Annotated in this window: 20 protein-coding genes; 8 read left to right on the forward strand and 12 right to left on the reverse strand. The window is 67.9% G+C overall.

The window, feature by feature from the left end:
- Positions 1–39 precede the first annotated feature (39 nt).
- Complete coding sequence (locus tag SL003B_RS06645; protein ID WP_013652057.1) at positions 40–519, reverse strand: BA14K family protein; 480 nt, start codon at positions 517–519, stop codon at positions 40–42.
- A gap of 284 nt (positions 520–803) precedes the next feature.
- On the opposite strand from SL003B_RS06645, the gene SL003B_RS06650 reads away from it, so the two are divergent.
- Positions 804–1589: a HugZ family pyridoxamine 5'-phosphate oxidase gene (locus SL003B_RS06650; protein WP_013652058.1), complete on the forward strand. Its 786-nt coding sequence runs from the start codon at positions 804–806 to the stop codon at positions 1587–1589.
- A 34-nt stretch (positions 1590–1623) separates the two neighbouring features.
- Here SL003B_RS06650 and SL003B_RS06655 read toward each other — a convergent pair whose 3' ends face one another.
- A complete protein-coding gene (locus SL003B_RS06655; protein WP_041375411.1) occupies positions 1624–3387 on the reverse strand; it encodes a methyl-accepting chemotaxis protein in 1764 nt (587 codons plus the stop codon).
- 326 nt (positions 3388–3713) lie between these two features.
- On the opposite strand from SL003B_RS06655, the gene SL003B_RS06660 reads away from it, so the two are divergent.
- Entirely contained in the window at positions 3714–4007 is a 294-nt protein-coding gene (locus SL003B_RS06660) for a hypothetical protein (protein ID WP_013652060.1), read from the forward strand.
- 73 nt (positions 4008–4080) lie between these two features.
- Here the strand turns inward: SL003B_RS06660 and SL003B_RS22240 are convergent, their stop codons facing one another.
- A complete protein-coding gene (locus SL003B_RS22240) occupies positions 4081–4980 on the reverse strand; it encodes a diguanylate cyclase (RefSeq protein WP_013652061.1) in 900 nt (299 codons plus the stop codon).
- Positions 4981–5138: 158 nt separating this feature from the next.
- Between SL003B_RS22240 and SL003B_RS06670 the strand changes: the two genes are divergently transcribed.
- A complete protein-coding gene (locus SL003B_RS06670; protein ID WP_013652062.1) occupies positions 5139–6272 on the forward strand; it encodes an exonuclease/endonuclease/phosphatase family protein in 1134 nt (377 codons plus the stop codon).
- Positions 6273–6345: 73 nt separating this feature from the next.
- On the opposite strand, the gene SL003B_RS06675 is transcribed toward SL003B_RS06670, so the two are convergent.
- The 6 genes from SL003B_RS06675 to SL003B_RS06700 all read right to left on the reverse strand — a co-directional run bounded on the left by SL003B_RS06675 (position 6346) and on the right by SL003B_RS06700 (position 14500).
- Complete coding sequence (locus SL003B_RS06675) at positions 6346–6678, reverse strand: hypothetical protein (RefSeq protein WP_041375412.1); 333 nt, start codon at positions 6676–6678, stop codon at positions 6346–6348.
- A gap of 91 nt (positions 6679–6769) precedes the next feature.
- Complete coding sequence (locus SL003B_RS06680; protein ID WP_013652064.1) at positions 6770–10354, reverse strand: hydantoinase B/oxoprolinase family protein; 3585 nt, start codon at positions 10352–10354, stop codon at positions 6770–6772.
- A 138-nt stretch (positions 10355–10492) separates the two neighbouring features.
- Positions 10493–11242, reverse strand: coding sequence for a sulfite exporter TauE/SafE family protein (locus SL003B_RS06685; protein WP_013652065.1), 750 nt, complete (start codon positions 11240–11242; stop codon positions 10493–10495).
- Between the two features lie 89 nt (positions 11243–11331).
- A complete protein-coding gene (locus tag SL003B_RS06690; protein WP_013652066.1) occupies positions 11332–12645 on the reverse strand; it encodes a TRAP transporter large permease in 1314 nt (437 codons plus the stop codon).
- 6 nt (positions 12646–12651) lie between these two features.
- Positions 12652–13185 carry a TRAP transporter small permease gene (locus SL003B_RS06695; protein WP_013652067.1) on the reverse strand — a complete coding sequence of 178 codons (534 nt, stop codon included), beginning with the start codon at positions 13183–13185 and terminating at the stop codon, positions 12652–12654.
- Positions 13186–13507: 322 nt separating this feature from the next.
- Positions 13508–14500, reverse strand: coding sequence for a TRAP transporter substrate-binding protein (locus SL003B_RS06700; protein ID WP_013652068.1), 993 nt, complete (start codon positions 14498–14500; stop codon positions 13508–13510).
- Between the two features lie 654 nt (positions 14501–15154).
- Between SL003B_RS06700 and SL003B_RS06705 the strand changes: the two genes are divergently transcribed.
- Positions 15155–15898, forward strand: coding sequence for a quinoprotein dehydrogenase-associated SoxYZ-like carrier (locus SL003B_RS06705; RefSeq protein WP_049792558.1), 744 nt, complete (start codon positions 15155–15157; stop codon positions 15896–15898).
- On the opposite strand, the gene SL003B_RS06710 is transcribed toward SL003B_RS06705, so the two are convergent.
- Positions 15895–17388: a glycosyltransferase family 39 protein gene (locus SL003B_RS06710; RefSeq protein ID WP_013652070.1), complete on the reverse strand. Its 1494-nt coding sequence runs from the start codon at positions 17386–17388 to the stop codon at positions 15895–15897. The two genes, SL003B_RS06705 and SL003B_RS06710, sit on opposite strands and share 4 nt — an antisense overlap.
- 2 nt (positions 17389–17390) lie before the next feature.
- Positions 17391–18062 (reverse strand): nitroreductase, encoded by a 672-nt coding sequence (locus tag SL003B_RS06715; RefSeq protein WP_013652071.1) that lies wholly within the window; start codon positions 18060–18062, stop codon positions 17391–17393.
- 155 nt (positions 18063–18217) lie between these two features.
- On the opposite strand from SL003B_RS06715, the gene SL003B_RS06720 reads away from it, so the two are divergent.
- The 4 genes from SL003B_RS06720 (at position 18218) to arsH (ending at position 20324) form a co-directional block, all read left to right on the forward strand.
- Positions 18218–18769: a winged helix DNA-binding protein gene (locus SL003B_RS06720; protein WP_049792559.1), complete on the forward strand. Its 552-nt coding sequence runs from the start codon at positions 18218–18220 to the stop codon at positions 18767–18769.
- Positions 18770–18848: 79 nt separating this feature from the next.
- On the forward strand, positions 18849–19187 hold the full coding sequence (locus tag SL003B_RS06725) for an ArsR/SmtB family transcription factor (RefSeq protein WP_041375413.1): 339 nt from the start codon (positions 18849–18851) through the stop codon (positions 19185–19187).
- Positions 19184–19606, forward strand: coding sequence for an arsenate reductase (glutaredoxin) (gene arsC / locus SL003B_RS06730; protein ID WP_041375414.1), 423 nt, complete (start codon positions 19184–19186; stop codon positions 19604–19606). The genes SL003B_RS06725 and arsC overlap by 4 nt, the downstream gene beginning before the upstream one ends.
- Positions 19599–20324 (forward strand): arsenical resistance protein ArsH, encoded by a 726-nt coding sequence (gene arsH / locus SL003B_RS06735; RefSeq protein ID WP_013652075.1) that lies wholly within the window; start codon positions 19599–19601, stop codon positions 20322–20324. Before arsC ends, arsH begins: the two co-directional genes overlap by 8 nt.
- Before the next feature lie 24 nt (positions 20325–20348).
- On the opposite strand, the gene SL003B_RS06740 is transcribed toward arsH, so the two are convergent.
- Entirely contained in the window at positions 20349–22382 is a 2034-nt protein-coding gene (locus SL003B_RS06740) for a putative bifunctional diguanylate cyclase/phosphodiesterase (protein WP_013652076.1), read from the reverse strand.
- Positions 22383–22395: the final 13 nt, after the last annotated feature.

A 22395-nucleotide genomic window follows, 5' to 3' on the forward strand; every position in this document is an offset into this window, starting at 1 on the left:
CGGCCAGTTCGGCTGGCCTGTCGCCCGGGACGCGGCGGGTTATTGGCAGAACCGCTGCTCGCCGGCGTAGGTGGTGTAGGTGCCGGTCGACGGGTTGAAGCTGCGGTACTTGTCGGCGCAGTAGCGGTACCAGGCCGGGCTCCACGGCTGGTAGCCGAAGCCGGCGTCGTAGACGCGGCCGGGCGCCGGCGGCACCGGACCGTAGGCCGGGCCATAGCTTGGACCATAAGCCGGACCATGGCTCGGTGCGGGCAGCGGCGCGGGGCGCGCCGGCTGGGTCATGGCGCCGACGATGACGGCGCCGGCGGCGAGGCCGATGATGCCGGCGGCCAGGGCGGCGCCGGCGTCGTCGCGGCGTCCGCCGTGATGGCGGGGCGGTGCCGGACGGTGCGGGCCGTGCCAGCCGCCGTGGGGATGGCCGCGCCAGCCGTCGCGCGGACCGGCCTCGGCGAGGCTAACGGTCGGCAGCAGCAGGGCGCCGGACAGGGCAGCGGCAATCAGGCGCTTGGTGGTGGTCATGGCAGGGTCTCCTTCAAGGACGCTTGGCATCGAAGCGATGGGGCGTCGAACCGATGAGGCGACTATGCCGCGGCGGCGCTGAACGCGTCGTGAGAGGCGCGTTCATCTGGCGTTCAGGGTCTTGGCGGATCCGGGGAGCCTTGATCTAAGATATTGAAAATGAATGTGGAGATCCCTTGCTCACGCTCTCCTGCGCTGGTCGTGCCGGCAAAAAACTTGAAAAATTCCGCGCCGCACAGCGTTAAATGCCGCCCGAGGGAGATGTCGAGGCAAGGACACGCACCATGGCCGAAACGCCGAAGGAAAAATCCGTCATCCGCGAAACCGACGACGAGGCGCGCCGCCTCGCCCGGGGTCTTGTGCGCTGCGCCCGTCACGGCGCGCTCGCCGCGCTCGAACCGCAAACCGGCCATCCGCTCGCCAGCCGCGTCGCGGTCGCCCCCGACATGGACGGCACGCCGGTCATGCTGGCCTCGACGCTGTCGGGCCATACCGCGGCGATCATGGCCGATCCGCGCTCATCGCTGCTGCTCGGCGAGGCGGGCAAGGGCGATCCGCTCGCCCATCCGCGCATCACGCTGTTCACCCGGGCGGTGCGGATCGAACGCGGCGGCGAGGATCACGCCCGGATGCGGCGGCGCTATCTCGCCCGCCACCCGAAGGCCGAACTCTACGTCGATTTCGGCGATTTCGCCTTCTTCCGGCTGGAGATCGAACGGGCGAGCCTGAACGGCGGCTTCGCCAAGGCCTACAGCCTCCAGCCCGCTGACATGATCCTCGCGCCCGAGGCCTGCGCTGCGCTTCTCGGCTGGGAGGCGGGCGCGGTGGCGCACATGAACGAGGATCACCGCGATGCCGTCGCGCTTTATGCCGAGGTGCTGTGCCGTGCGCCAAAGGCCGACTGGCGCCTCGCCTCGCTCGACCCGGAGGGGATGGACCTCGTCGCCGGCGACCGGATCGCGCGGCTGTGGTTCGAGACCCCGCTCGACGCTCCGGCGGCCTTGAAGACCGTCCTGGTCGACCTCGCCAGACGCGCGCGGGAGCAGGGCGGCGCGGGCGGCGCCGCCTGACGGCGGAACCTGGAAATAGGACCTCCGCGCCGCCTCAGGCGGCGCGGATGGTCAGCAGGAAGCGGTCGAGTTCGTCCTGCAGCAGGGAGGATTGGCCGGCCAGATCCTGGACCGTCGCCATCACCTGCCGGGCGCCGGCGCTCGAATCCGTGGCGCCGTGGCTGACGTCGGAAATGTTGGCGGAAATGTCTGCGCTGCCGTTCGCGACGTCGGCGACGTTGCGGGCGATCTCGGCGGTGACTGCATTCTGCTCCTCGATGGCGGAGGCGATGCCGCTGATCTGCTCGTCGATCCTGGCGATCGCCTGGACGACCGTCAGGATCGCCTCGGCAGTTCTGGCCGAGCCGTTCTGCATCTCGGAAACCTGCTGGCTGATGTCTTCCGTCGCCTTGCCGGTTTGGTTCGCCAGCGCCTTCACTTCGGAAGCAACCACCGCGAACCCCTTGCCCGCCTCGCCGGCCCGGGCCGCCTCGATGGTGGCGTTGAGGGCGAGCAGGTTGGTCTGTTCGGCGATGTCGTTGATCAGCCTGACGACGTCGTCGATGCGTTGCGCCGAGGCCGACAGGCCCTCCACGGTCTTGCTCGAGGCCTGAGCCTGATGACTGGTCTTCGCGGCGACCTCCATCGCGCCGGAGACCTGACGGCTGATCTCGCGGATCGAGGCGGCCAGTTCTTCCGATGCGCTGGCGACCGACTGCACGCTGGCCGAGGATTGCTCCGCGGCAGCGGCCACCGTGCCGGCCCGCTGGGAGGTCTGCGTGGCAGTCGCGGCCATGCTGTGGGCGGTTTGCTCCAGTTCGTGGACGGCCGTGGCGATCCTGTCGGAGACGCCCTTGACGGTCCTTTCCAACTCGTCGGCAAGCCGCATCGTGACCTCGCGCTTTTCCAGCTCGATGCGTTCCTCCTCCTCCCTGGCCTGAGCCTGCAGGCGCTTGATCTCGATAGTCTTTTCCCGGAACGCCTCGAACGCGACGGCCAACCGGCCGATCTCGTCGGCGCTTCGGACCGTCAACTGCACCGAGGTGTCGTCCTGGGCGAGTCGGTCGAGGGCGAAGGTGACCGCCTTCAGCGGCCGGCTGATGCCCCTGATGGCGATCAGCAGTGAAAGCGCGATGCCGACCAGGATCGACACGCCGGACACGACCACGAGCTGGCGGATCGCCTGCTGTTCGTGTTCCTTGGCGGCGCGTGCCGATGCGGCGGTGAAGGCTTCGAGATCCTCCATCAGTTCGACGAGTTCGTGATCGAGATTTTCCTGCTCCTGCTCGACCCGCCGGGCCAGTTCGGTCGCGTCCTCGATCCGGCCCGCCTCGATAAGCCTGACCACCTCCAGGGCATGGTCGTCATAGGTGGCATGCTCGCGCTCGATGTCCTTGAGCTGGGCCAGGATCGAGCGGAACTTGGCCGCGTGCTCCTCTGTAACGGCGTGTTCAAGCGCTTGTTCGGCAAGGTGCTCGGCTGCCTTGATTTCCGCGTCGACCTGGGCGGCCAGCTTCTCGAAGTGCGCCATCGTCGCCTGGAAGCGCGTCGTGTCGTTGCCGGTGTCGATGCCGCCAAGGCGCAGCAGGCGTTCGAGCAGGATCGCCTGTTCGAGCTGGTGTGCGGTCACCTTGGATACGGTTTCCGTCAGGGGAATGTTCTGGTCGGCGATCTCTTCCAGTTCAAGGCCGATGGAGTTCATCTGTGTGGTGCCGATCGCGGCGATCGCGATCATGGCGAGGCTGAGTAGGCCGACGACCGCCAGGATTTTCGCGCTGACGGACCGGACGGCGAAGGGGCGGGAGGGAGCGGCAGTCATGGATGGATCTCCGTGGCCTTGCGAAGTGTTGATCGTGCCGAGCAGGCCCGAAACGAGGGTCATTGTTAGGGCTCACTACAATCAGACGTCGAGACGAGTCGTTGTTTCTATAAAACCCCAAGTTGGTTTATGCAGTGTTTATGCGTCACGGATCGAAATCCGCGACGGCGGTCCGGGCATGTCGGTCACGGAGAATTGGGTCGACGCCCGAGCGGCTTGGGGGGATGATCCCGTCGGTCGGGCGTGCGGACGAAAGGCGGGACCGGGGCATCGCCCGCAGCGCCGTGCCAGGCGCGCCTCGTCTGATCCCGCGGAAGGACAGTCTCATGATGCCAGGACGCGTGCTGCTGGTCGCGGCTGTTGTCGCCGTCAGCGCAAGCCCGGCCTTTTCGGCCCGGCCGGATCTGTGGAAGCTCACCTGTGCGGAGGCGCGCGATTTGCTCGCCCGCCACGGCCGGTTGACGATGAACACCGGGCCGCGGACCTACGAGCAGTTCGTCGCCACCGGCGCATGGTGCCTGCCGGCGCAGGTTGCGGTGCCGGCGGTGACGGCGACGCGCGACACGCCCGCCTGCGACATCGGCTGGAGCTGCATCGACAGGGAACCGCGTACGGACTGACGGGCAGCGGACAGGCCCGGACAGGTTTCGGATGCCGGTCTTCGGATGCCGGTCGCGGTCTCGTCGCAGCACCTCAGGCGGCAGGTCGGTCCCAGATAGCGACCCTGTTGCGGCCGGCGGCCTTCGCGTCGTAAAGGGCGCGGTCGGCGTTATCTATCGCGCCATCGAGCGTCGTGCCGGGATCCAGGGGCGCCAGGCCGAACGATGCGGTCACCCGGACATCCTCGTCCTGCGGACCGCTGAATCGCAGACCTTCGACGGTGGTGCGGATCCGTTCGCACAGCGTCATGACGGCCGACAGGTCTGCATGGCGGATGCAGAGCAGGAATTCCTCGCCGCCGTAGCGGAAGAACAGGTCCTGTGCGCGGACACTTGCCGTGACCGATTCGGCGATCCCGGCCAGCACTTGGTCGCCGAACAGGTGGCCGAAGCGGTCGTTGATCCGCTTGAAGTGATCGACGTCCATCATGATGAGGTTAACCGCTTCGCCGCTGGCATGGGCTTGGGCGACCTCGAACTCCAGCCGCTGGCGCATCCACAGGCGGTTCTCGGCACCGGTCAGCGGGTCGGACTTGACGATTCCGGTGGCGAGATCGGTGTGGAGCGCCTTGATTTCCGTGCGCAGGGCGGTGAGGACCTCGACGAACCTGTCGTATCTGTCCGGGGGGATCGGGCGGCCGGCCACGGCCTCTGCCGCCAGGGTGCGGGCCTGTCCGTGCATGACTTCGTGCGCGGACAGGATCTTGGCGAAGCGGGGATCATGGCCGAAGATCGTTTCGCCGCGGTCGCCCAGCCATCGGCCGAGATTGCATTTGCAATGCGCCTTTTCGTCGGTGATGTCGGCTTCTGCCGGGATGCGGCAGACCAGCGTGCGGTGCAGACGCTCCAGCCAGGCATCGTGATGAGCGAAATGGTGCTCGAGCTCGCTCAGTGCGTCGAGCCGTTCTTCGAAACTGCGTGCCCTGACCGTCATTCTGGTGCCGTCCTCCTCTCCGCAATTGTTGCAAAAACAGGTTGCGGTTTGGTTGAGACGGCGTACGGCCGTCCAGGCGCTTGACGCCCCGGTCGAACTTGGAAACACTTTCGCCTCCAGGTCGTATCCGGGCCGCCTGGGCGTCGGGGAGGATAGCCATGCAGGGGTTCAAGTTCACGTGCTGGAACATCGAGCACGCCGACAAGCTGCTTGACGATCTGGGTCGCGGCGATGCGGCCGAGAGGCGCAGGGCCGAGGCGCGGCGCGATGCGATCCGCGAGGAGATCGCCGCGCTGGACGCCGACATCCTGCTGGTCTGCGAGGGACCGAACGGCGAGGCCCGGGCGAACCGCTTCTTCGCCCTGGTCGCGCCCGACCACGATCTCGTGGTACGCGGCTCGGGCGACCGGCGCGACTACGGCATGCAGGGCACCGATGCCAGCACGGGTCGCCAGTGGATCTGGTTCCTGATCCGCAAGGGCCGCCCGATCACGGGCGAATTGCTCCATCTCGACCAGTGGCGCAGCCTGACCGAGGCCAATTCCGCCGGCGAGCATCGCGGTGGCAGCTGGGACGTGTCCTATCCGAAATTCGTCGGCGGCCAGCTGCAATTCGACATCGACCGCAATCACTCGCACTGGCGCCACCCGCAGGTGTTGCTGGCGCGCGTCGACGGCGTTCTGGTCGAGATCATCGGCGCGCATCTGAAGAGCAAGCTGACCCAGGTCCGGGCTACGGGCGAGCCGTCGGATGCGGCGTTCTTCGCCAACAATCCGGCTCTGGTCGCGGACCTGATCAAGGCGCGGACCAAGATCACCACCGAATGCTCCGACATCCGCCACTACATCGACGCCCGCTTCAAGGCCGACGCCAGCGCGCCGATCATCGTCGCCGGCGATCTCAACGACGGGCCCGGCAAGGAGCGGATCGAGCGGCGCTTCCTCTATCACGACCTGATCAGCTCGCTGCAGGGCGAAATCTTCTTCGCCCGCCGCTTCCTCAACCACGCCCTGTTCGATGCGCCAGAGGACGAGCGCTGGTCGGTGTTCTTCCGCGACCGACTGGATCCGGGACGCGACCCGCGCATCCTGCTCGACCACGTGCTGTTCAGCCAGGCCTTCACCAACAACCCGCAGGTCGAGCCCTTCGCCTTCGCGGCGCGCCGGCGCGGCGGACTGGTCGAACACGAGGTCCATCACGCGGTGACCGGCACGCGGCCGAAATACGCCCTGACCAGCGACCACAAGCCGGTGTCGATGAGCTTCGACCGGCGCAGCGCGCCGGTCGCTTGAGGCGGGCACGAAAAAAGGCCGGGGGACACCCGGCCTCGACGCTGTCATCCGGCCGCCTGCGGCGGCGCCGGCGTCACTTCCAGACCACGTCCTTGTTGCGGACGGTGATCACCGAAATGTCGCAATAGTCGATGTTGGCGTCGATATAGGTGTTGTCGGTGAACTCGATGCGCGTGCGCACGACGCAGTCGCCCTCGTCGGTACCGAAGTCCATCTCGAAGACCTCGCCCGGGGCGACGATCTCGTTCAGCCAGTTGTCGCTCCACTGGCCGTTCTCCTGAGTCCGGAACGAGGTCACGCTGAATTCCGAGCGGTTCTCCAGATCGAACAGCCACTGGCCGGCGGAGGCGTTGACGGTGGCGGCGATCAGCAACGCAAGCGCCGACCCAGACACGATTTTGTTCATGGTATCACCTGAAAGAATACGCACGGCACAATTGCCGGCGCGGGACGATACTGCGCCGGAAATCGATTGCCTAGCGGGATTGTGCGGTCGCTCAGGCCGTGCCCCAGCCGCCGCTGGTCGGGGTGATCACGGTCACCGCCTCGCCGGCCTGGAGCACCGTCTGGTCGCAGCCGTCGAGCACCTCGATGCGACCGTCGAGGCGGCGCACCTCGGTGCGGCCGAGTTCGCCGTCGCCGCCTCCGGCGAGGCCCTTCGGCGGGATCGTCCGGTGCGAGGCGAGGATCGCGCAGTCCATGGTCTCCAGGAAGCGCAGCGTGCGGCTGGTGCCGTCGCCGGCGTGCCACCGTCCCCTGCCGCCAGACCCCTTGCGGATGTGGAAGTCCTCCAGCAGCACGGGGAAGCGGAACTCCAGCACCTCCGGATCGGTCAGCCGTGAGTTGGTCATGTGGACGTGGACGCCGTCGGTGCCGTGGAAGCCGGGGCCGGCCGGCGAGCCGGAGCAGATGGTCTCGTAATACTGGTAGGCGGCGTTGCCGAAGGTCAGGTTGTTCATCGTGCCCTGGCTGTTGGCCATGGCACCGAGCGCGGCGAACAGCGCGTTGGTGACGTGCTGCGAGGTCTCGACGTTGCCGGCGACGACGGCGGCCGGATAGGCCGGCTTCAGCATGCAGCCGTCCGGCAGCACGATCCGGATCGGCCGGAGGCAGCCGGCGTTCATCGGGATGTCGCCCTCGACCATCACCCGGAAGCAGTAGAGCACGGCGGCGCGCGTCACCGGCTCCGGCGCGTTGAAGTTGTTCGGCTTGACCGCGCTGGTGCCGGTGAAGTCGACCGTCGCCTCGCGCCTGTCCTTGTCGACGGTGATCCTGACCCGTATCACCGAGCCCTGGTCGGTCGGATAGTCGCAGTCCGAGTCCTTCAGCGCCGAGATCACCCGGCGCACGCTCTCCTCGGCGTTGTCCTGGACGTGGCCCATGTAGGCCTGGACGACGTCGAGGCCGAAATGGGCGACCATCTTGCGCAGTTCCTGGATGCCCTTCTCGTTGGCGGCGATCTGCGCTTTCAGGTCGGCGACGTTCTGGTGCGGGTTGCGCGCCGGGAAGGGATGGTCGGTCAGGAGCTCGACCAGCTCGGCCTCCCGGAAGCGGCCGCGGTCGACGATCTTGAAATTGTCGAACAGAACGCCTTCCTCGTCGACGGTGGTCGCGCGCGGGGTCATCGAGCCGGGAGCGGAGCCGCCGACGTCGGCGTGATGGCCGCGGCTGGCCACCCAGAACAGGATTTCCGTCCCGGCGCCGTCGAACACCGGCGAGACGACGGTGATGTCGGGCAGGTGGGTGCCGCCGTTGTAGGGCGCGTTGAGCGCGAAGACGTCGCCCGGCGCGATCCGGCCCGCGTTGAGGTGGATGACGGTCTCGACCGAGCGGTCCATCGAGCCTAGGTGCACCGGCATGTGCGGCGCGTTGGCGACCAGTGCGCCGTCGGCATCGAAGACCGCGCAGGAGAAGTCGAGCCGTTCCTTGATGTTGACCGAATAGGCCGTGTTCTGCAGCGTCACGCCCATCTGTTCGGCGATCGACATGAACAGGTTGTTGAACACCTCGAGCATGACCGGATCGGCATGGGTGCCGATCGCTTCCGTGCGCGCCAGCGGCACGACGCGGGTGAGGATCACGTGGTCCTTGGCGTTCACCGCGGCGCGCCAGCCCGGCTCGACCACTATGGTGGCGTGCGGCTCGATGATCAGCGCCGGCCCGTCGACCGCCATGCCCGGCCCCAGCCGGTCGCGGGTGTGGATCGCCGCCTCGTGCCAGGCGCCGTCGGAGAAGAAGCGCGTCCTTCGCGCCGGCTCCGGCGTCGCGTCGCACAGCGGCCGGTCCGGCTCGGCGATGCCCGCGCCGCCGCCGAAGGTCTCGACCTCCAGCGCCTCGACCACCACCGGCTTGTTCTCGTAGGCGAAACCGAACTGCTTGCGGTGGGCGTCCTCGAAGTCGGCCGTCATGGCGGCGACGCCGGCGAGCGGCACCGGCAGCGGCGTGTCGGTGCCCTCGTAGCGCAGATGCGCGCGCGCCTCGGTGACGCGACCGGTGGCCTCGATGCCCTGGCCCTCCAGTTCCGCCTCGGTGTGCGCGGCGAGTTCCGCCTTGAGCGCTTCGAGTTCCGGAACGAGGCCGTCGTCCAGGCGCCTGACCACCGCCTGCTGGCGGTTGGCGCGGATGTCGGCGAGGCCCATGCCGTAGGCCGACAGGATGCCGGAGAAGGGATGCACGATCACCGTCTTCATGCCGAGCGCGTCGGCGACCATGCAGCCTGACTGGCCGCCGGCGCCGCCGAAGCAGGTCAGTGCATAGTCGGTGACGTCGTAGCCGCGCTGGACCGAGATCTTCTTGATCGCGTTGGCCATGTTCTCGACCGCGATCTTGAGGAAGCCGTCGGCGACCTCCTCCGGCCTGCGGCCGTCGCCGATGCGGGCAGCCAGATCGGCGAACCCGGCCCTGACCACATCGCCGTCCAGGGCCTCGTGGCGCGCAGGCCCGAAGATCTTGGGGAAGAAGTCCGGCGCCAGCTTGCCGGTCATCAGGTTGGCGTCGGTCACCGTCAGCGGCCCGCCGCGGCGGTAGCAGGCGGGACCCGGGTTGGCGCCGGCCGAATCCGGGCCGACCTGGAAGCGACCGTCGCGGTAATGCAGGATCGAGCCGCCGCCGGCGGCGACCGTGTGGATGCGCATCATCGGGGCGCGCATGCGCACGCCGGCGACCTCGGTCTCGAAGGCGCGCTCGAAGGCGCCGTCGAAGTGGCACACGTCGGTCGAGGTGCCGCCCATGTCGAAGCCGATGATCCGCTCGAAGCCGGCCATCCTGGACGTCTCGACCGCCCCGACGACGCCGCCGGCGGGGCCCGAGAGGATCGCGTCCTTGCCCTGGAACAGGTCGGCGGCGGTCAGTCCTCCAGAGGACTGCATGAACATCAGCCGCGGACCGTCGCCCAGTTCCTCCTGCACCTGGCGCACGTAGCGGCGCAGGATCGGCGACAGATAGGCGTCGACCACGGTCGTATCGCCGCGTCCGACCAGCTTCATCAGAGGCGACACCTCGTGGCTGACCGAGACCTGCGGGAAGCCGATGGCACGGGCGAGGTCGGCGACCTGGCGCTCGTGCTCGGGGAAGGCATAGGCATGCATGAAGACGATGGCGACCGACCGGATGCCGTCGTCGAAGGCGGCCTGCAGGGCGGTGCGTGCACCGTCGAGGTCGAGCGGTGTCTCGAGGCTGCCGTCGGCGCGCACGCGTTCGGCGATCTCGTGCACCTGCTCGTAGAGCAGTTCGGGCTTGACGATCTGCTTGGCGAAGATGTCCGGCCGGGCCTGGTAGCCGATGGCGAGCGCGTCGCGGAAGCCGCGCGTAATGAGGAGCGCGGTGCGCTCGCCCTTGCGCTCCAGTAGGGCGTTGGTGGCGACCGTGGTGCCCATCTTGACCGTGGCGATGCGCCCGGCCGGGATAAGGTCTGCGGCGGCCACGCCGAGCAGTTCGCGGATGCCCTGCACCGCGGCGTCGCGATAGGCTTCCGGGTTCTCCGACAGCACCTTGTGGGCGCGGATCGAGCCGTCCGGCGCGCGGCCGACGATGTCGGTGAAGGTGCCGCCGCGGTCGATCCAGAAATCCCATTTGCCGGCCATGGCGCAGATCCTCTTTACATTGGGTCTTGTCGTTGGCTCTGGCGCGGCTGCGGCGCCCTGTCCCGGGCTTGGGGCGGGGGCTTTGCCGGCCTCGTCAGTGCAGGTTCTCATTCATAATTTATCGACAAATTATTATCGTCACAATGCCTGCGTGCCGCGCACAATGAGAAGGACGCCTGCCGCAAAAGCAAGGCCGAGCGCGGCATGGCGAAACCGCCGGTCGACGAAGCGCGCCGTGTAGCGCGACAGGTAGAAGCCGGTCGCCATGCCCGGCACCAGCAGGGCCGCCGTGCCGACGTCGCGCCAGCCGATCCAGCCGCTGAGGCCGAGGCCGGCGAGACCGGCGATCATGCCGCAGGCGAACAGCGCGTTCAGCGTCGGCCGTGCCGTCAGCACGTCGCGGTGCTGGTAGAGGAGCGCCATCGGCGGGGCGCCGACCGAAGTGATGGTGCCCATCAGCCCCGACACGGTGGACAGCGCGAACAGGTTGACCCGGGTGAAGGCGATTTTCCAGCCGGATACGGACAGCACGATCGCGAAGGCGACCAGCAGGCCGAAGATCAGCGAGAACAGCGACCGGTCGGGCAGGGAGGCGAGCAGGGCGACCGCCGCGGCCGCGCCGACCACGCGCCCGGTAAAGCCGATGCGCAATTCGCCCCAGTCGATTCCCCGCCGTTCCCGGAGCGCGCCGATCGCGGCGGTGACGAAGCCGAGCACGAGCATCGGGCCGGGCACCAGCGTCGGATCGATCAGCGCCAGCAGCGGTGCCGCGAGCATGCCGAAGCCCATGCCGACGCTGGCCTGCAGGATGGCGGCGAGCGCGACGATGGCCTCCGCCAGAATGAGCAGCGGCAGGTCGGACAGGGTGGCGGAAGGAATGTCGAACATGCGTGGACCGTTTCGGTGCTGAGGCTGCGGTGGCCGGTGCGGGTGCCGGACTGGCGGCGCCCGCATCGGGAGGAGACGCAGGTCCAAGGCTAGCCGGCGCCGCGCCGGCTCATGGTTTCAGGCAGCCAGGTCGCGAGCTCCGGCCACAGGATTAGCACGAAGACCATCACGACCATGATCGCGAACATCGGCAGCGCGGCGCGGGCGATGTAGTTCATTTCGTGGCGCGTCATGCCCTGCAGCACGAACAGGTTGAAGCCGATCGGCGGCGTGATCTGCGCCATCTCGACCACGACGACGATGAAGATCCCGAACCAGATCACGTCGATGCCTGCCTGGCGGATCATCGGCTCGACCACCGCCATGGTCAGCACCACCGACGAGATGCCGTCCAGGAAGCAGCCGATGATGATGTAGAACACCAGCAGCGCCATCAGCAGCTCGAAGGCGGTCAGGTTCAGCGAGCCGATCCAGGTGGCGAGCGCGCGCGGCAGGCCGGTGAAGCCCATCGACAGCGACAGGAAGGCGGCGCCGGCCAGGATCAGGGCGATCATCGCGGAGGTGCGGGTGGCGCCCATCAGACTTTCGCCGAAGGTCTTCAGCGTCAGCGAGCCCTGCGCCGCGGCGAGGATCAGCGCGCCGATGACGCCGATGGCGGCCGCTTCCGTCGCCGTCGCCCAGCCGAGATACATGGACCCGATGACCACGACGATCAGCGCGATCACCGGCAGCAGGAAGCGCGAGTTGCGTAGCCGTTCGGCAAGGCTCATCGCCGGTTCGGGATCCGGCCGGTAGGCTTTCGACAGCTTCGAATAGAGCGCCACGTAGCCCATGAACAGGGAGGCGAGCACGAGGCCCGGGACCACGCCGGCCATGAACAGCTTGGTGATCGATTCGTTGATGGTCACGCCGTAGACGATCAGCGTCAGCGATGGCGGGATCATCAGGCCGAGCGTCGCGGCGCCTGCCAGCGTGCCGATTACCATGCGTTCGGGATAGTTGCGCCTGCGCAGTTCGGGGATCGACATCCTGCCGACGGTCGACAGCGTCGCCGCCGAGGAGCCGGAGACGGCGGCAAACACGGTGCAGCCGACGATGTTGGTATGCAGCAGGCCGCCGGGCAGGCGTGCCATCCAGGGCGACAGGCCGCGGAACATGTCCTCCGACAGGCGCGTGCGGTAGAGGATCTCGCCCATCCAGATGAACAGCGGCAGGGCGGTCAGCGTCCAGGACGAGGAGGCTGCCCAGATCGTCGTGATCATGGCGTCGCCGGCCGGGCGCGAGGTGAACAGTTCCATGCCGACGAAGGCAACGCCGAGCAGCGCGAGGCCAACCCATACGCCACTGCCGAGCAGCAGGAACAGGGTGAACAGGAAGATGGCGACGGGTCCGAAGGCGTCCATGGCCGCTTATTTCCCCTGGCTCTGGTCGACGGTGTCGGCCTTGATGCCGTGCTCGCCCAGGAACACGATGCGGACGAGGTGGTCCGTCATGGCGATGGCGAGCAGCACCGTGCCTGCGGCCATGGCGAGCTGCGGGATCCACAGCGGTGTCGCGTCCTGTCCCTGGCTGACGTCCTTCAGCTTCCACGACCAGTAAACCGCCTTGATGGCGTAGCGGGCGAAGAACCAGGACAGGGCGGCGCCGATGGCGAAGCACCACAGTTCCAGCCAGCGGCGTTTCGGTCCGAGCGCCGTCAGCAGCACGCTGACGCGGATGTGAGCGCCGCGGTTGAGCGCATGGGCGAAGGCGAAGAACGAGGCCGCCGCCATGGCGTAGCCGGCATAGCTGGTCGCGCCGGGAAAGGTCAGCCCGGTCCAGCGGGTCACCATCTGGGCGACGATGATCGCCAGGATTGCGACCAGGCAGACCGCCGCGATCAGCCCGCCGGCGAAATAGAGCCCGTCGAGGAGCCGGCGCAGCCCGCGCCCGAGTGTCTTCATGATGCCATTCCCGCTGGTCTGTCCTGTGGCAAGGCGAACGGTCCCCGCCGGCGCGGGGCGAACGGGACGGCGATGCCGACACCCGCTCCCTTGTCGCCCCTGCGCAGGCAGGGCTCGGCAACCTGGGCGGTCACCGTTGGCCGCTGGGCGCCGAGACCAGGGGGCTGGACCCCGGTCTCGGCCGTGCGCGCCAACCGGGACGACAGGGATGCACGATGTGGCAGCAGGCCGCCGATACGCAGTTCACTCCGCGCTTGCACGCTCAAGGGTCTGCGCGAGCTGCGGAACGGCAGCAACCTGCCGGTCCGCCCATCCGCAGGGCCTACATGCTCTTGTAGGCGTCGACGATGGCCTTGCCCTTGTCGCCGGCGGAGGCGAGCCATTCGCTGGTCATCGTCTCGCCGATAGCCTTCAGGTCGCTCTTGAGCTGCTCGGACGGCTTGAGCACCTGCATGCCGTTCGACTTCAGCCCGTCCAGGGTGAACTGGGTGTAGTCCTTGGCCTTCTGCAGGCCGTCCGAGGCGGCGGTGGCGGCGCAGTCGGTCAGCGTCGTCTTGGCCGCGTCGCTCAGGCCGGCCCAGGTGTCCTTGTTGACGAACACGGCGTTGCGCGGCAGCCAGGCGTCGACCTCGTAGAAGTGCGAGACGTTCTCCCACAGCTTGCTGTCGTAGCCGGTGGCGCCGGAGGAGATCATCGCCTGGGCGACGCCGGTGGCGAAGGCCTGGGAGATCTCGGCGGCCTCGATCTGCACCGGCAGCATGCCGGTCAGTTCGGCGAGCTTGGCGGTCGCCGCGTTGTAGGCGCGGAACTTGACGCCCTTCATGGCGGCGACCGAATTGACTTCCATGTTGAAGTAGAAGCCCTGCGGCGGCCACGGCACGGTGTAGAGCAGCACGAGGTTCTGTTCGTCGAGCGCTTCCGCGATCGCCGGCTCGGCCGCGGTCCACAGCTTGACCGCGTCGTCGAAGGAGGTGGCGAGGAAGGGAATGCTGTCGATGCCGAACAGCGGGTTCTCGTTGGCGTGGGCCGACAGCAGGCGCTCGCCGATCGGCACCTGGCCGGTCTGCACGGCGCGCTTGATGTCGGCGCCGCCGAACAGCGAGCCGCCCGGATGGGTGACGATCTCGATCTCGCCGCCGGTGCCGGCGGTCACGCAGGCCGCGAAGGTGGCGGCGTTCTCGGAGTGGAAGTTGGTCGCCGGATAGGCCATCGGCATGTCCCACTTCTCCGCGGCGACGGCGGCGGTCGCGGTCACGGCGGCGAAGGCTGCGGCCGAAACCGTGGTGAGAATTCCGGATTTCAAGGTGCGTGTCATCGTGGATTCCCCTCTTGTTGTCGCTTCAGTGCGGTCTTTTGCTTTCAGACTGCGGCAGGCGGGCCGATCCGGCAATCGGTTTTGTCGCGGGCGGCGCCTCCCGGCGTCTGATCCTGGCGCCCGATCCTGGCGCCCGATCCTGGCGCCTGATCCTGGCGTCTGTGCTCGCGCGGTCCGGAGCGAGGTGGTTTCGGGGACAGCCCTTGCGCGTGCGGCGCCTGTCTCGGCGTGACCCGTCATGCCCCTGTCGCCTGCCGAATGCGGTCGGTCGATCGACCCCGTCACGGTATCTCGTGTCGATAAATTGTCAATAAATTACCAGTGAGACAGAAGGAGCAGGCGCCGGCAGGTCTCCGGCAGGTCTCCGGCGGGTTCCAGGAGGGTCTTCGGAGGGTTTTAGGAGGGTTTCAGGAGGGGACAGCAGCGGCCTGCGGTTCCCCCTCCGATCCGAAAGTGCCGCTTGGCGGCAACGGCGAAAACGGCGAAACTCGGCGGAATTCCGGCCTTCGCGGGGGCTCTCTGGCCGGACCGGCGCGGGCCGCGCGATGCGGGTTCATCGGCCGCCAGCGGGAGGGACGGTTTATGACATTGCGTGCTTTCAGCCTCGCCTTCGGCGTAATAAGTTATTGTTGTTTCATAGGATTTTCTTTCCCTGTGCAGGCCGACTCGACCTGGGGCGAACTGCGCGGCCTGGTCTTCGGCGATCGCGAGATCCGACCCGCTCCGGACGCACTTGTCCTCACCGCCCCGGCTCGTCCCGACAACCAGAGTGCCGTTCCCGTGCGGCTCGAGGCGCGGATATCCGACGGCCGGGCGATCCGGGCGGTGACCTTCGTCGTCGACGAGAACCCGTCACCGGTCGCCGCCGTGTTCGAAATCGCCGGTGCGCGGCGCCAGCTCGACCTCGCCACGCGTCTGCGGCTCAATGCGGCGACCGAGGTGCGGGCGGTGGTGGAACTTGACGACGGGGCGCTGCTGATGGCTTCCCGCTTCGTGAAATTCGCCGGCGGACAGGCTGCCTGCGCTGCGCCGCCGGCCGGCGATCCGGCGGAAATCGCCGCCACCATGGGCCAGATGCGTCTGGACCGGGAGGCGACCGCTGCGGGCTTGTCCCTCGCCCGGCCGAAGGCAACGCTGACGGTTCGCCACCCCAATCACACGGGCATGGTGCTCGATCAGGTGACCCTGCTCTACGTGCCGCTGCGCATCGTGTCGGATATCGAGGTCCACCAGGGCGGCGAGAAGGTGTTCTCGATGACCGGTTCGATCACCCTGTCCCAGGACCCGCAGATCGGCTTCGACTACGTTCCGAACGGCGCCGACACCATGACGGTCACGGTGACCGACACCGACGGGGCGAGGTGGGAGAGAAGTTTCCAAATCGGATCAGGAAGTTAGCCTGAGCGGCGGGTGAGCATCAGGAGGGTCAGGCCGCTGTCGCCCCAGCCGAAGCGGCGCCATGACCCGGTCTGCTCGAAATCCGCCGCCGCAAGCGCTAGAAGTTCAATCATTTCAGGCCTGTCGGTGTGGGCTATCAGCAGGAAGGCGCGGTCGCGGCCGGCGAGCGCCTCGGCCAGGTCGGCGGGGCGCGGCAAGGCGACGATCTCCCCGGGAGCACGCAGGTAGTAGCGCAGCGGCGGCTCCGCCATGCCCTTGTAAAGAATGAGCGATTCCGATCCCGTCCGGTTTGCACGAAAGATTTCCGCGACCGCGCGCCACTCGGGCCGCGGCTTTTCGGCGAGCGTGTGGTGGAGCGGCGCGGCGATGAGCGCCAGACTGGCCGCCGCCAGCGCCAGAGCCCCGGCGCGGGGCGCCAGACGGGTCGCGGCGGCGGCTGCCATCAACAGAAAAACTGATGCGGCAGCAATGAGATAGCGGTCGAACAGGATCGGTCGCACGGCGATCGACAGACCGTAGCCGAGAAGCACCGGCGCACCCGCGAAGGCGGCGAGCAGTCCGACCTGCCAGGCTCCTGATTCTGTCCGGAGGCACTCCGGAGTCCGGCCGGACCGGCGCCGGACGGTTGCCAGGATCGGCCAAATGCCGACCAGTCCGGCGAGAACGGCGGCATAGGTGCCCGATCCGGCGATCTCGCCCGCCATGACGGTGAGGAAGGCGGCATCCGGATAGGCGATCCAGAAGCCTTCGGCAGCGACATGGCGGGCGCGCCCGACGAGCAGGACCAGCCAGGGCAGGAACAGGACGCCGGCAGCGGCCAGCGCGGCGAGGAGGCAGTCCGGTCCGCGCGGCGCCAGTCCTTCCGGGAGACCGTCGCGCCACCGGAGTGCGATCAGGACGAGGGCGAGGAGGCCAACGCCGGCGATCGAAAAGGCCGCGTAGATGTGGCAGTAGAGGAACAGGGCGGCGGCGAGGGTGGCGAGCCAGAACGCCCGCCGGCAGGGCCGGCGCAGCGCCTCGGCGGCGGCCCACAGGAAGGCGAGGCCGCAGGCGGCGAACAGCGCGTACATGCGCGCCTCGCCGGCGTACCAGACCTGGAACGGCGACAGGGCGAGCAGGAACGCGGCGAGCAGGCCCGTGGCCGGCCCGAACAGGCTGCGGCCGAGCCGGTAGAGCAGCCAGACGGCCAGGATCGAGGCGAGCGCCGAGGGCAGGCGCAGGACGACCTCGCCGTCGCCGAAGAGCCGGATCGCGGCCCACAGCAGGATGTTGTGCAGGGGCGGGTAGTTGTCGCCGGCGACCGCCGCGACCATGGCGCCGAAGGGCAGCGACGACTGGCTCCACGACACCGCCTCGTCGTACCAGAGGCTGGTGCGGTCGAGTCCCGGCAGGCGCAGCAGGGCGGCGAGGGCGAGGATTGCGGCCAGAAGCAGCTGGTCGCGGCGGCTTCCCGGCGCAGCGACGGGGCGAGCCTGAACAGGACCGGTCACGATCAGAAGCCCAGGAAGCGGGCAAAGTCGTCGACGGCGGCCCGTTCCGTCTTCAGCCGGTTGACCGGCGCGGTCTCGTCCATGCGGCCGAGCGCGATGGTGCAGAAGAACATGTGCTCGGCCGGCGGCGACAGGTGCTCGGCCAACGTGCCATGCCATTGCGCCCAGGCCTCCTGGGCGCAGGTGTGCAGGCCGTGCTCGCGGGCGAGCAGCATGACGCTTTGCAGGAACATGCCGCAGTCGGCCCATTGCGGCGGCCCCATGGTGCGGTCGAGATAGACGAACAGCCCGACCGGGGCGCCGAACAGCTCGAAGTTGCGGCGAAACTGGGCGCCGCGGCCCTTCCGGTCCTCGCGTTCGACGCCGAGCAGGCGGTACATGTCCTCGCCGCACTTGAAGCGGCGCGCCGCGTAGGGCTCCTTCAGGTCGGGCGGATAGACGGCATATTCGGTGCCTTCGCCGCGCGGCGTCAGCGCGGTCCTGGCCGCGATGTCCGCGATCAGGGCCTTCAGCGGCGCGCCGGTCAGGACATGGACATGCCAGGGCTGCAGGTTGCCGCCCGATGGCGCCCGCGCGGCGCCCTCGAGAATCGCCCGTACGGTGGCGAGCGGCACCGGCTCGGGAAGGAAGGCGCGGCAGCTGATGCGCGAGGCGAGGGCTTCGGAGACTTTCATGATCCGTCCGGGCGAGAAACGCGGGAGAGAAGCGACGCTCAGGCTAGTCGGTCGGGCGGGTGCTCGGCAATCCTTCGTCGGACGGGTCTGCCGGCGGTTGAATCCCGCGCGCAGGCTCCGCTATCGTCGGTCGATCCGGAGCAGCAGGAGTGCCCATGACCCCGCCAAATCCCGTCGACACGCCGCCGAGCGGCGATGGTGCGCCGATCGGCCCGATCGTGTCCGCAGCCCATCTCGCCTCCGGCGCGATGCCGGCGCTTTCGGAGATCGAATTCGCGGTGACCATGATGGTCAACGCCTATCATCGCTGGATGGTGCGCTGCATGACGGCGGCCGGGGTCGAGGGGTTGGGCCCGCTCGACGTGCTGGTGCTGCATTCGGTCAACCACCGCGGCCGGCCGAAGACGCTGGCCGACATCTGCCTCGTGCTCAACATTGAGGACACCTACACGGTCGCCTATGCGCTGAAGAAGCTGGAGAAGGCGGAGTTGATCGTCTCGGGCCGGCGCGGCAAGGAGAAGACCGTCTCGATCACCCCGGCGGGCGAGACCGCCTGCATGGAATACCGCCGCCTGCGCGAGGCGCTGCTGGTCGGGCCGGTCAAGGCGATCGGCCTCGACGAGGCGGAGCTGTCGCGGCTGGCGACCACCCTGCGCACCGTCTCGGGTACCTACGACCAGGCCGCGCGGGCCGCCGCCGCGATGTAGCCGGCAGACGGCAGCGGGGGCCGCAGGTGCGCGGCCTGCTCACACTTGAAAATTACAAATATAGTTGTAGTATTTGATCATGAAGGACGATCAGGCTATCGAGGCGCTTGCCGCGCTCGCCCATGCTGACCGGCTGGCGGCGTTCCGCCTGCTGGTGAAGGCGGGTCCGTCGGGGCGCCCCTCCGGCGAGATCGCGGCAGCGCTGGGCGTGCCGCCGACCCGCATGTCGTTCCACTTGGCGACGCTGGAGCGGGCCGGGCTGGTCGATGCGCGACGGTCGGGGCGCAAGGTGCTCTATGCGGTCCGTTTCGAGGACATGCGGCGCCTGCTCGGCTTCCTGACCGAGGACTGCTGCGGCGGCCATCCCGACATATGCGGGGTGGCGCCGCCAAGCTGCGAGAGAAAGGACCCGTCGTGACCGTCACGATCTATCACAACCCGGCCTGCGGCACGTCGCGCAACACGCTGGAGATGATCCGCCGCTCCGGCGAGCAGCCGGTCGTCATCGAATACCTGAAGACGCCGCCGAGCCGGGCCGAACTGGCCGGCCTGATCGCGCGCATGGGCATTCCCGTGCGCGACCTGCTGCGCCGCAAGGGTACGCCCTACGACGATCTCGGCCTCGACGACCCGAAATGGAGCGACGACGAACTGATCGACTTCATGATGGCCCATCCGATCCTGATCAACCGGCCGATCGTGGTGACGGACAAGGGCGTGCGCCTGTGCCGACCCTCCGAGGCGGTGCTCGACATCCTGCCCAATCCGGCGATCGGATCCTTCACCAAGGAGGACGGCGAAGTGGTCGCCGAACGGAAGGAGCCGCAGGGTGGCTGACGGCAGGGACGACACGCTGCCGAACCTGGTCGCGGACCTGCTGCCGCCGATCGACCGCAACAGGCTGTTCGAGGTCACACCTTCGGAGCATCCGCCAAGGGTCCTGCTGCTCTACGGGTCGGTGCGGGCGCGCTCCTACAGCCGCCTGCTGACCTTCGAGGCGGAACGCCTGTTGTGCCGCTTCGGCGCGGAGACGCGGGTGTTCGATCCCTCCGGCCTGCCGCTGCCGGACGACGCGGACACGAGCCATCCGAAGGTCCAGGAACTGCGCGACCTGTGCGCCTGGTCGGAGGCGCAGGTCTGGTGCTCGCCGGAGCGCCACGGGGCGATGACCGGCATCATGAAGGCGCAGATCGACTGGATCCCGCTCAGCCTCGGCGCCGTGCGCCCGACGCAGGGAAAGGTGCTGGCGTTGATGCAGGTCTCGGGCGGTTCGCAGTCGTTCAACGCGGTCAACCAGATGCGCGTGCTCGGCCGCTGGATGCGGATGGTCACCATTCCCAACCAGTCGTCGGTGCCCAAGGCGTTCCTGGAGTTCGACGAGGCGGGGCGCATGAAGCCGTCGGCGCTCTACGACCGCGTCGTCGACGTGATGGAAGAACTGACGAAGTTCACCCTGCTGCTGCGCGACCGGGCCGGCTACCTGGTCGACCGCTATTCGGAACGCAAGGAAAGCGCGGCCGAACTGTCGAAACGGGTCAACCAGCGCTCGATCTGACCATGCGTGCGGCGGTCGTCCGGTTCAACCCGCGCTCGCTTGCCCGGGAAGTGAAACCACCGGGCGGGCGGGGCTCCTGACCGCGCCGGGGCGACCGTAGAGGAAGCCCTGGACGAGGTCGCATCCGGCCGCGCGCAGGAGCGTCACCTGATCCTGGTTCTCGACGCCTTCGGCGGTGATCAGGACATTGAGCGAGCGGCCGAGGCCGATGATCGAGGTGACGATGGCGTCCGTGCCGAGGTCCTTGCCGAGGTTGCGGATGAAGCTGCGGTCGATCTTGATCTTGTCGAACGGGAACCGGCTGAGGTAGCTCAGCGACGAATAGCCGGTGCCGAAATCATCCATGGCGATGGTCACGCCGAGCCGGCTGATGTCGCGCAGCGTATCGACTACCGCCTCGGTGTCGGCGATGAGCAGGCTCTCGGTGATCTCGATCTCCAGCCGGCGCGGATCGAGGCCCGATTCCTTCAGCGCGCGGGCGACCTTGATCTGGGTTTCGCCGGCGCGGAACTGGGCCGGGGAGAAATTCACCGCGACATGAAGACCCCGGTCTTCCCAGCGGGCGGCTTCCTTGCAGGCCTTGCGCAGGACCCAGTCGCCAATCTCCTCGATCAGGCCGGTGTCCTCGGCGACGGCGATGAAGACGTCGGGAGAAATCGTGCCCTTGGTCGGATGCTCCCAGCGGATCAGCGCCTCGTAGCCCTTCAGCGTGTCGTCATGAAGCGAGAACTGCGGCTGGTAGACGAGCTCGAACTGGTCGTATTTCAACGCCTTGATCAGTCCGTCCTCGATCTCCTTGCGCTTCTGCGCCTCGGCGTCCATCTCGGGCGTGTACCAGACGAACATGGAGCGGCCGGAATGCTTGGCCTTGTAGAGGGCGAGGTCGGCGCAATGCAGCAGGCGGGACGAGCGCCAGCTGCCGTCGGTGGCCCTGGCGATGCCGAGGGACAGCGAGATCGGGATTTCCTTGCCGTCGATGATGCAGGGCGCCTTGGTCGCCGAAATCATCTCGGCGGCCAGCCGGGTCAGACGCGCGACGTCCGATACCGAACCGATCATGACGGCGAACTCGTCGCCCGACAGGCGCGACACCAGGTGATCGCCGAAGACCGCCCGCAGCCGGTCGGCGATGACCTGCAGATAGATGTCGCCGGTGCCGTGGCCGTAGGTGTCGTTGATCGCCTTGAACTTGTCGACGTCGATCAGGATCACGGCGATGTTGCTCGCCTTGGCATGGGCGAGGCGCAGCGCCTCGTTCAGCCGGGCGCTGAACACCGCGCGGTTGGGCAGCCCGGTCAGCGGATCGTGATGGGCGAGAAACGCGATGTCCTGGTTGGTCTTCACCTGGTCGTGGAAGCGCAGCCAGAGCAGGAAACCGGCGATCAGGAAGGACGCCAGGCACAGGGCGCCGACGAGGCCCGTGGTGACGTGCAGCGTGCGGTTGACCGATGCGACCTTGCTGGACACGTCGACTTCCAGCAGCAGGGCGCCGATGGTCGCGCCGTCAGAGCGTTGGGGAAGGGCGATGATCGCGGTCTTTTGAATGCCGCCCCACCAGGTGAGGTAGACCGTGGTGATGGGAGCGTTCGCCTGGCGTACAGAGTCGATGACCGTCGCGAGATCAGTGGCGCCGATCGTTCCGGTCAGGAATTCCGGGACAAGGCCCGCAACGATGTCCGCGGTGGTTGCGTGCGTCCACTCCGCGGGAAAGGCGAGCGCCTGGGAGGCGATGACCGCGTCGGGCCCGAGTTCCCTTCGGGCGATGTCCCGAAGCCTGTCCAGGACCGTCTCGCCGTCCTCGAGCGACGCATCATTTCCCATCGCGCCGCGCAGCGTCACTTCGGCCGTCGACGACAGGCGCAACGTGCCGATGGCCGGTTCCTCATCCGCTTCCAGGTAGCCGTTGCTCCAGGCGTTGAAGGTACCCTGGATGGATTGCACCAGGAGCCAGTGCGTCAGCAGGCGGTTGGTGCCGTAGACGCCGGCTGCCACCAGCACGAGCAGCAGCAGCATGGCTCCGAAGGCCAGGAGGTTGCGGCGGCTGTTCGTGCGGTTCATGCTGGTGAAAAAT

Source organism: Polymorphum gilvum SL003B-26A1, assembly GCF_000192745.1.
Lineage (GTDB): Bacteria > Pseudomonadota > Alphaproteobacteria > Rhizobiales > Stappiaceae > Polymorphum > Polymorphum gilvum.

Excerpts from the sequence above, each read along its gene's own strand:
- SL003B_RS06645 (WP_013652057.1), bottom strand. The coding sequence starts at position 519 with ATGACCACCACCAAGCGCCTGATTGCCGCTGCCCTGTCCGGCGCCCTG.
- SL003B_RS06650 (WP_013652058.1), top strand. The coding sequence starts at position 804 with ATGGCCGAAACGCCGAAGGAAAAATCCGTCATCCGCGAAACCGACGAC.
- SL003B_RS06655 (WP_041375411.1), bottom strand. The coding sequence starts at position 3,387 with ATGACTGCCGCTCCCTCCCGCCCCTTCGCCGTCCGGTCCGTCAGCGCG.
- SL003B_RS06660 (WP_013652060.1), top strand. The coding sequence starts at position 3,714 with ATGATGCCAGGACGCGTGCTGCTGGTCGCGGCTGTTGTCGCCGTCAGC.
- SL003B_RS22240 (WP_013652061.1), bottom strand. The coding sequence starts at position 4,980 with ATGACGGTCAGGGCACGCAGTTTCGAAGAACGGCTCGACGCACTGAGC.
- SL003B_RS06670 (WP_013652062.1), top strand. The coding sequence starts at position 5,139 with ATGCAGGGGTTCAAGTTCACGTGCTGGAACATCGAGCACGCCGACAAG.
- SL003B_RS06675 (WP_041375412.1), bottom strand. The coding sequence starts at position 6,678 with ATGAACAAAATCGTGTCTGGGTCGGCGCTTGCGTTGCTGATCGCCGCC.
- SL003B_RS06680 (WP_013652064.1), bottom strand. The coding sequence starts at position 10,354 with ATGGCCGGCAAATGGGATTTCTGGATCGACCGCGGCGGCACCTTCACC.
- SL003B_RS06685 (WP_013652065.1), bottom strand. The coding sequence starts at position 11,242 with ATGTTCGACATTCCTTCCGCCACCCTGTCCGACCTGCCGCTGCTCATT.
- SL003B_RS06690 (WP_013652066.1), bottom strand. The coding sequence starts at position 12,645 with ATGGACGCCTTCGGACCCGTCGCCATCTTCCTGTTCACCCTGTTCCTG.
- SL003B_RS06695 (WP_013652067.1), bottom strand. The coding sequence starts at position 13,185 with ATGAAGACACTCGGGCGCGGGCTGCGCCGGCTCCTCGACGGGCTCTAT.
- SL003B_RS06700 (WP_013652068.1), bottom strand. The coding sequence starts at position 14,500 with ATGACACGCACCTTGAAATCCGGAATTCTCACCACGGTTTCGGCCGCA.
- SL003B_RS06715 (WP_013652071.1), bottom strand. The coding sequence starts at position 18,062 with ATGAAAGTCTCCGAAGCCCTCGCCTCGCGCATCAGCTGCCGCGCCTTC.
- SL003B_RS06720 (WP_049792559.1), top strand. The coding sequence starts at position 18,218 with ATGACCCCGCCAAATCCCGTCGACACGCCGCCGAGCGGCGATGGTGCG.
- SL003B_RS06725 (WP_041375413.1), top strand. The coding sequence starts at position 18,849 with ATGAAGGACGATCAGGCTATCGAGGCGCTTGCCGCGCTCGCCCATGCT.
- SL003B_RS06740 (WP_013652076.1), bottom strand. The coding sequence starts at position 22,382 with ATGAACCGCACGAACAGCCGCCGCAACCTCCTGGCCTTCGGAGCCATG.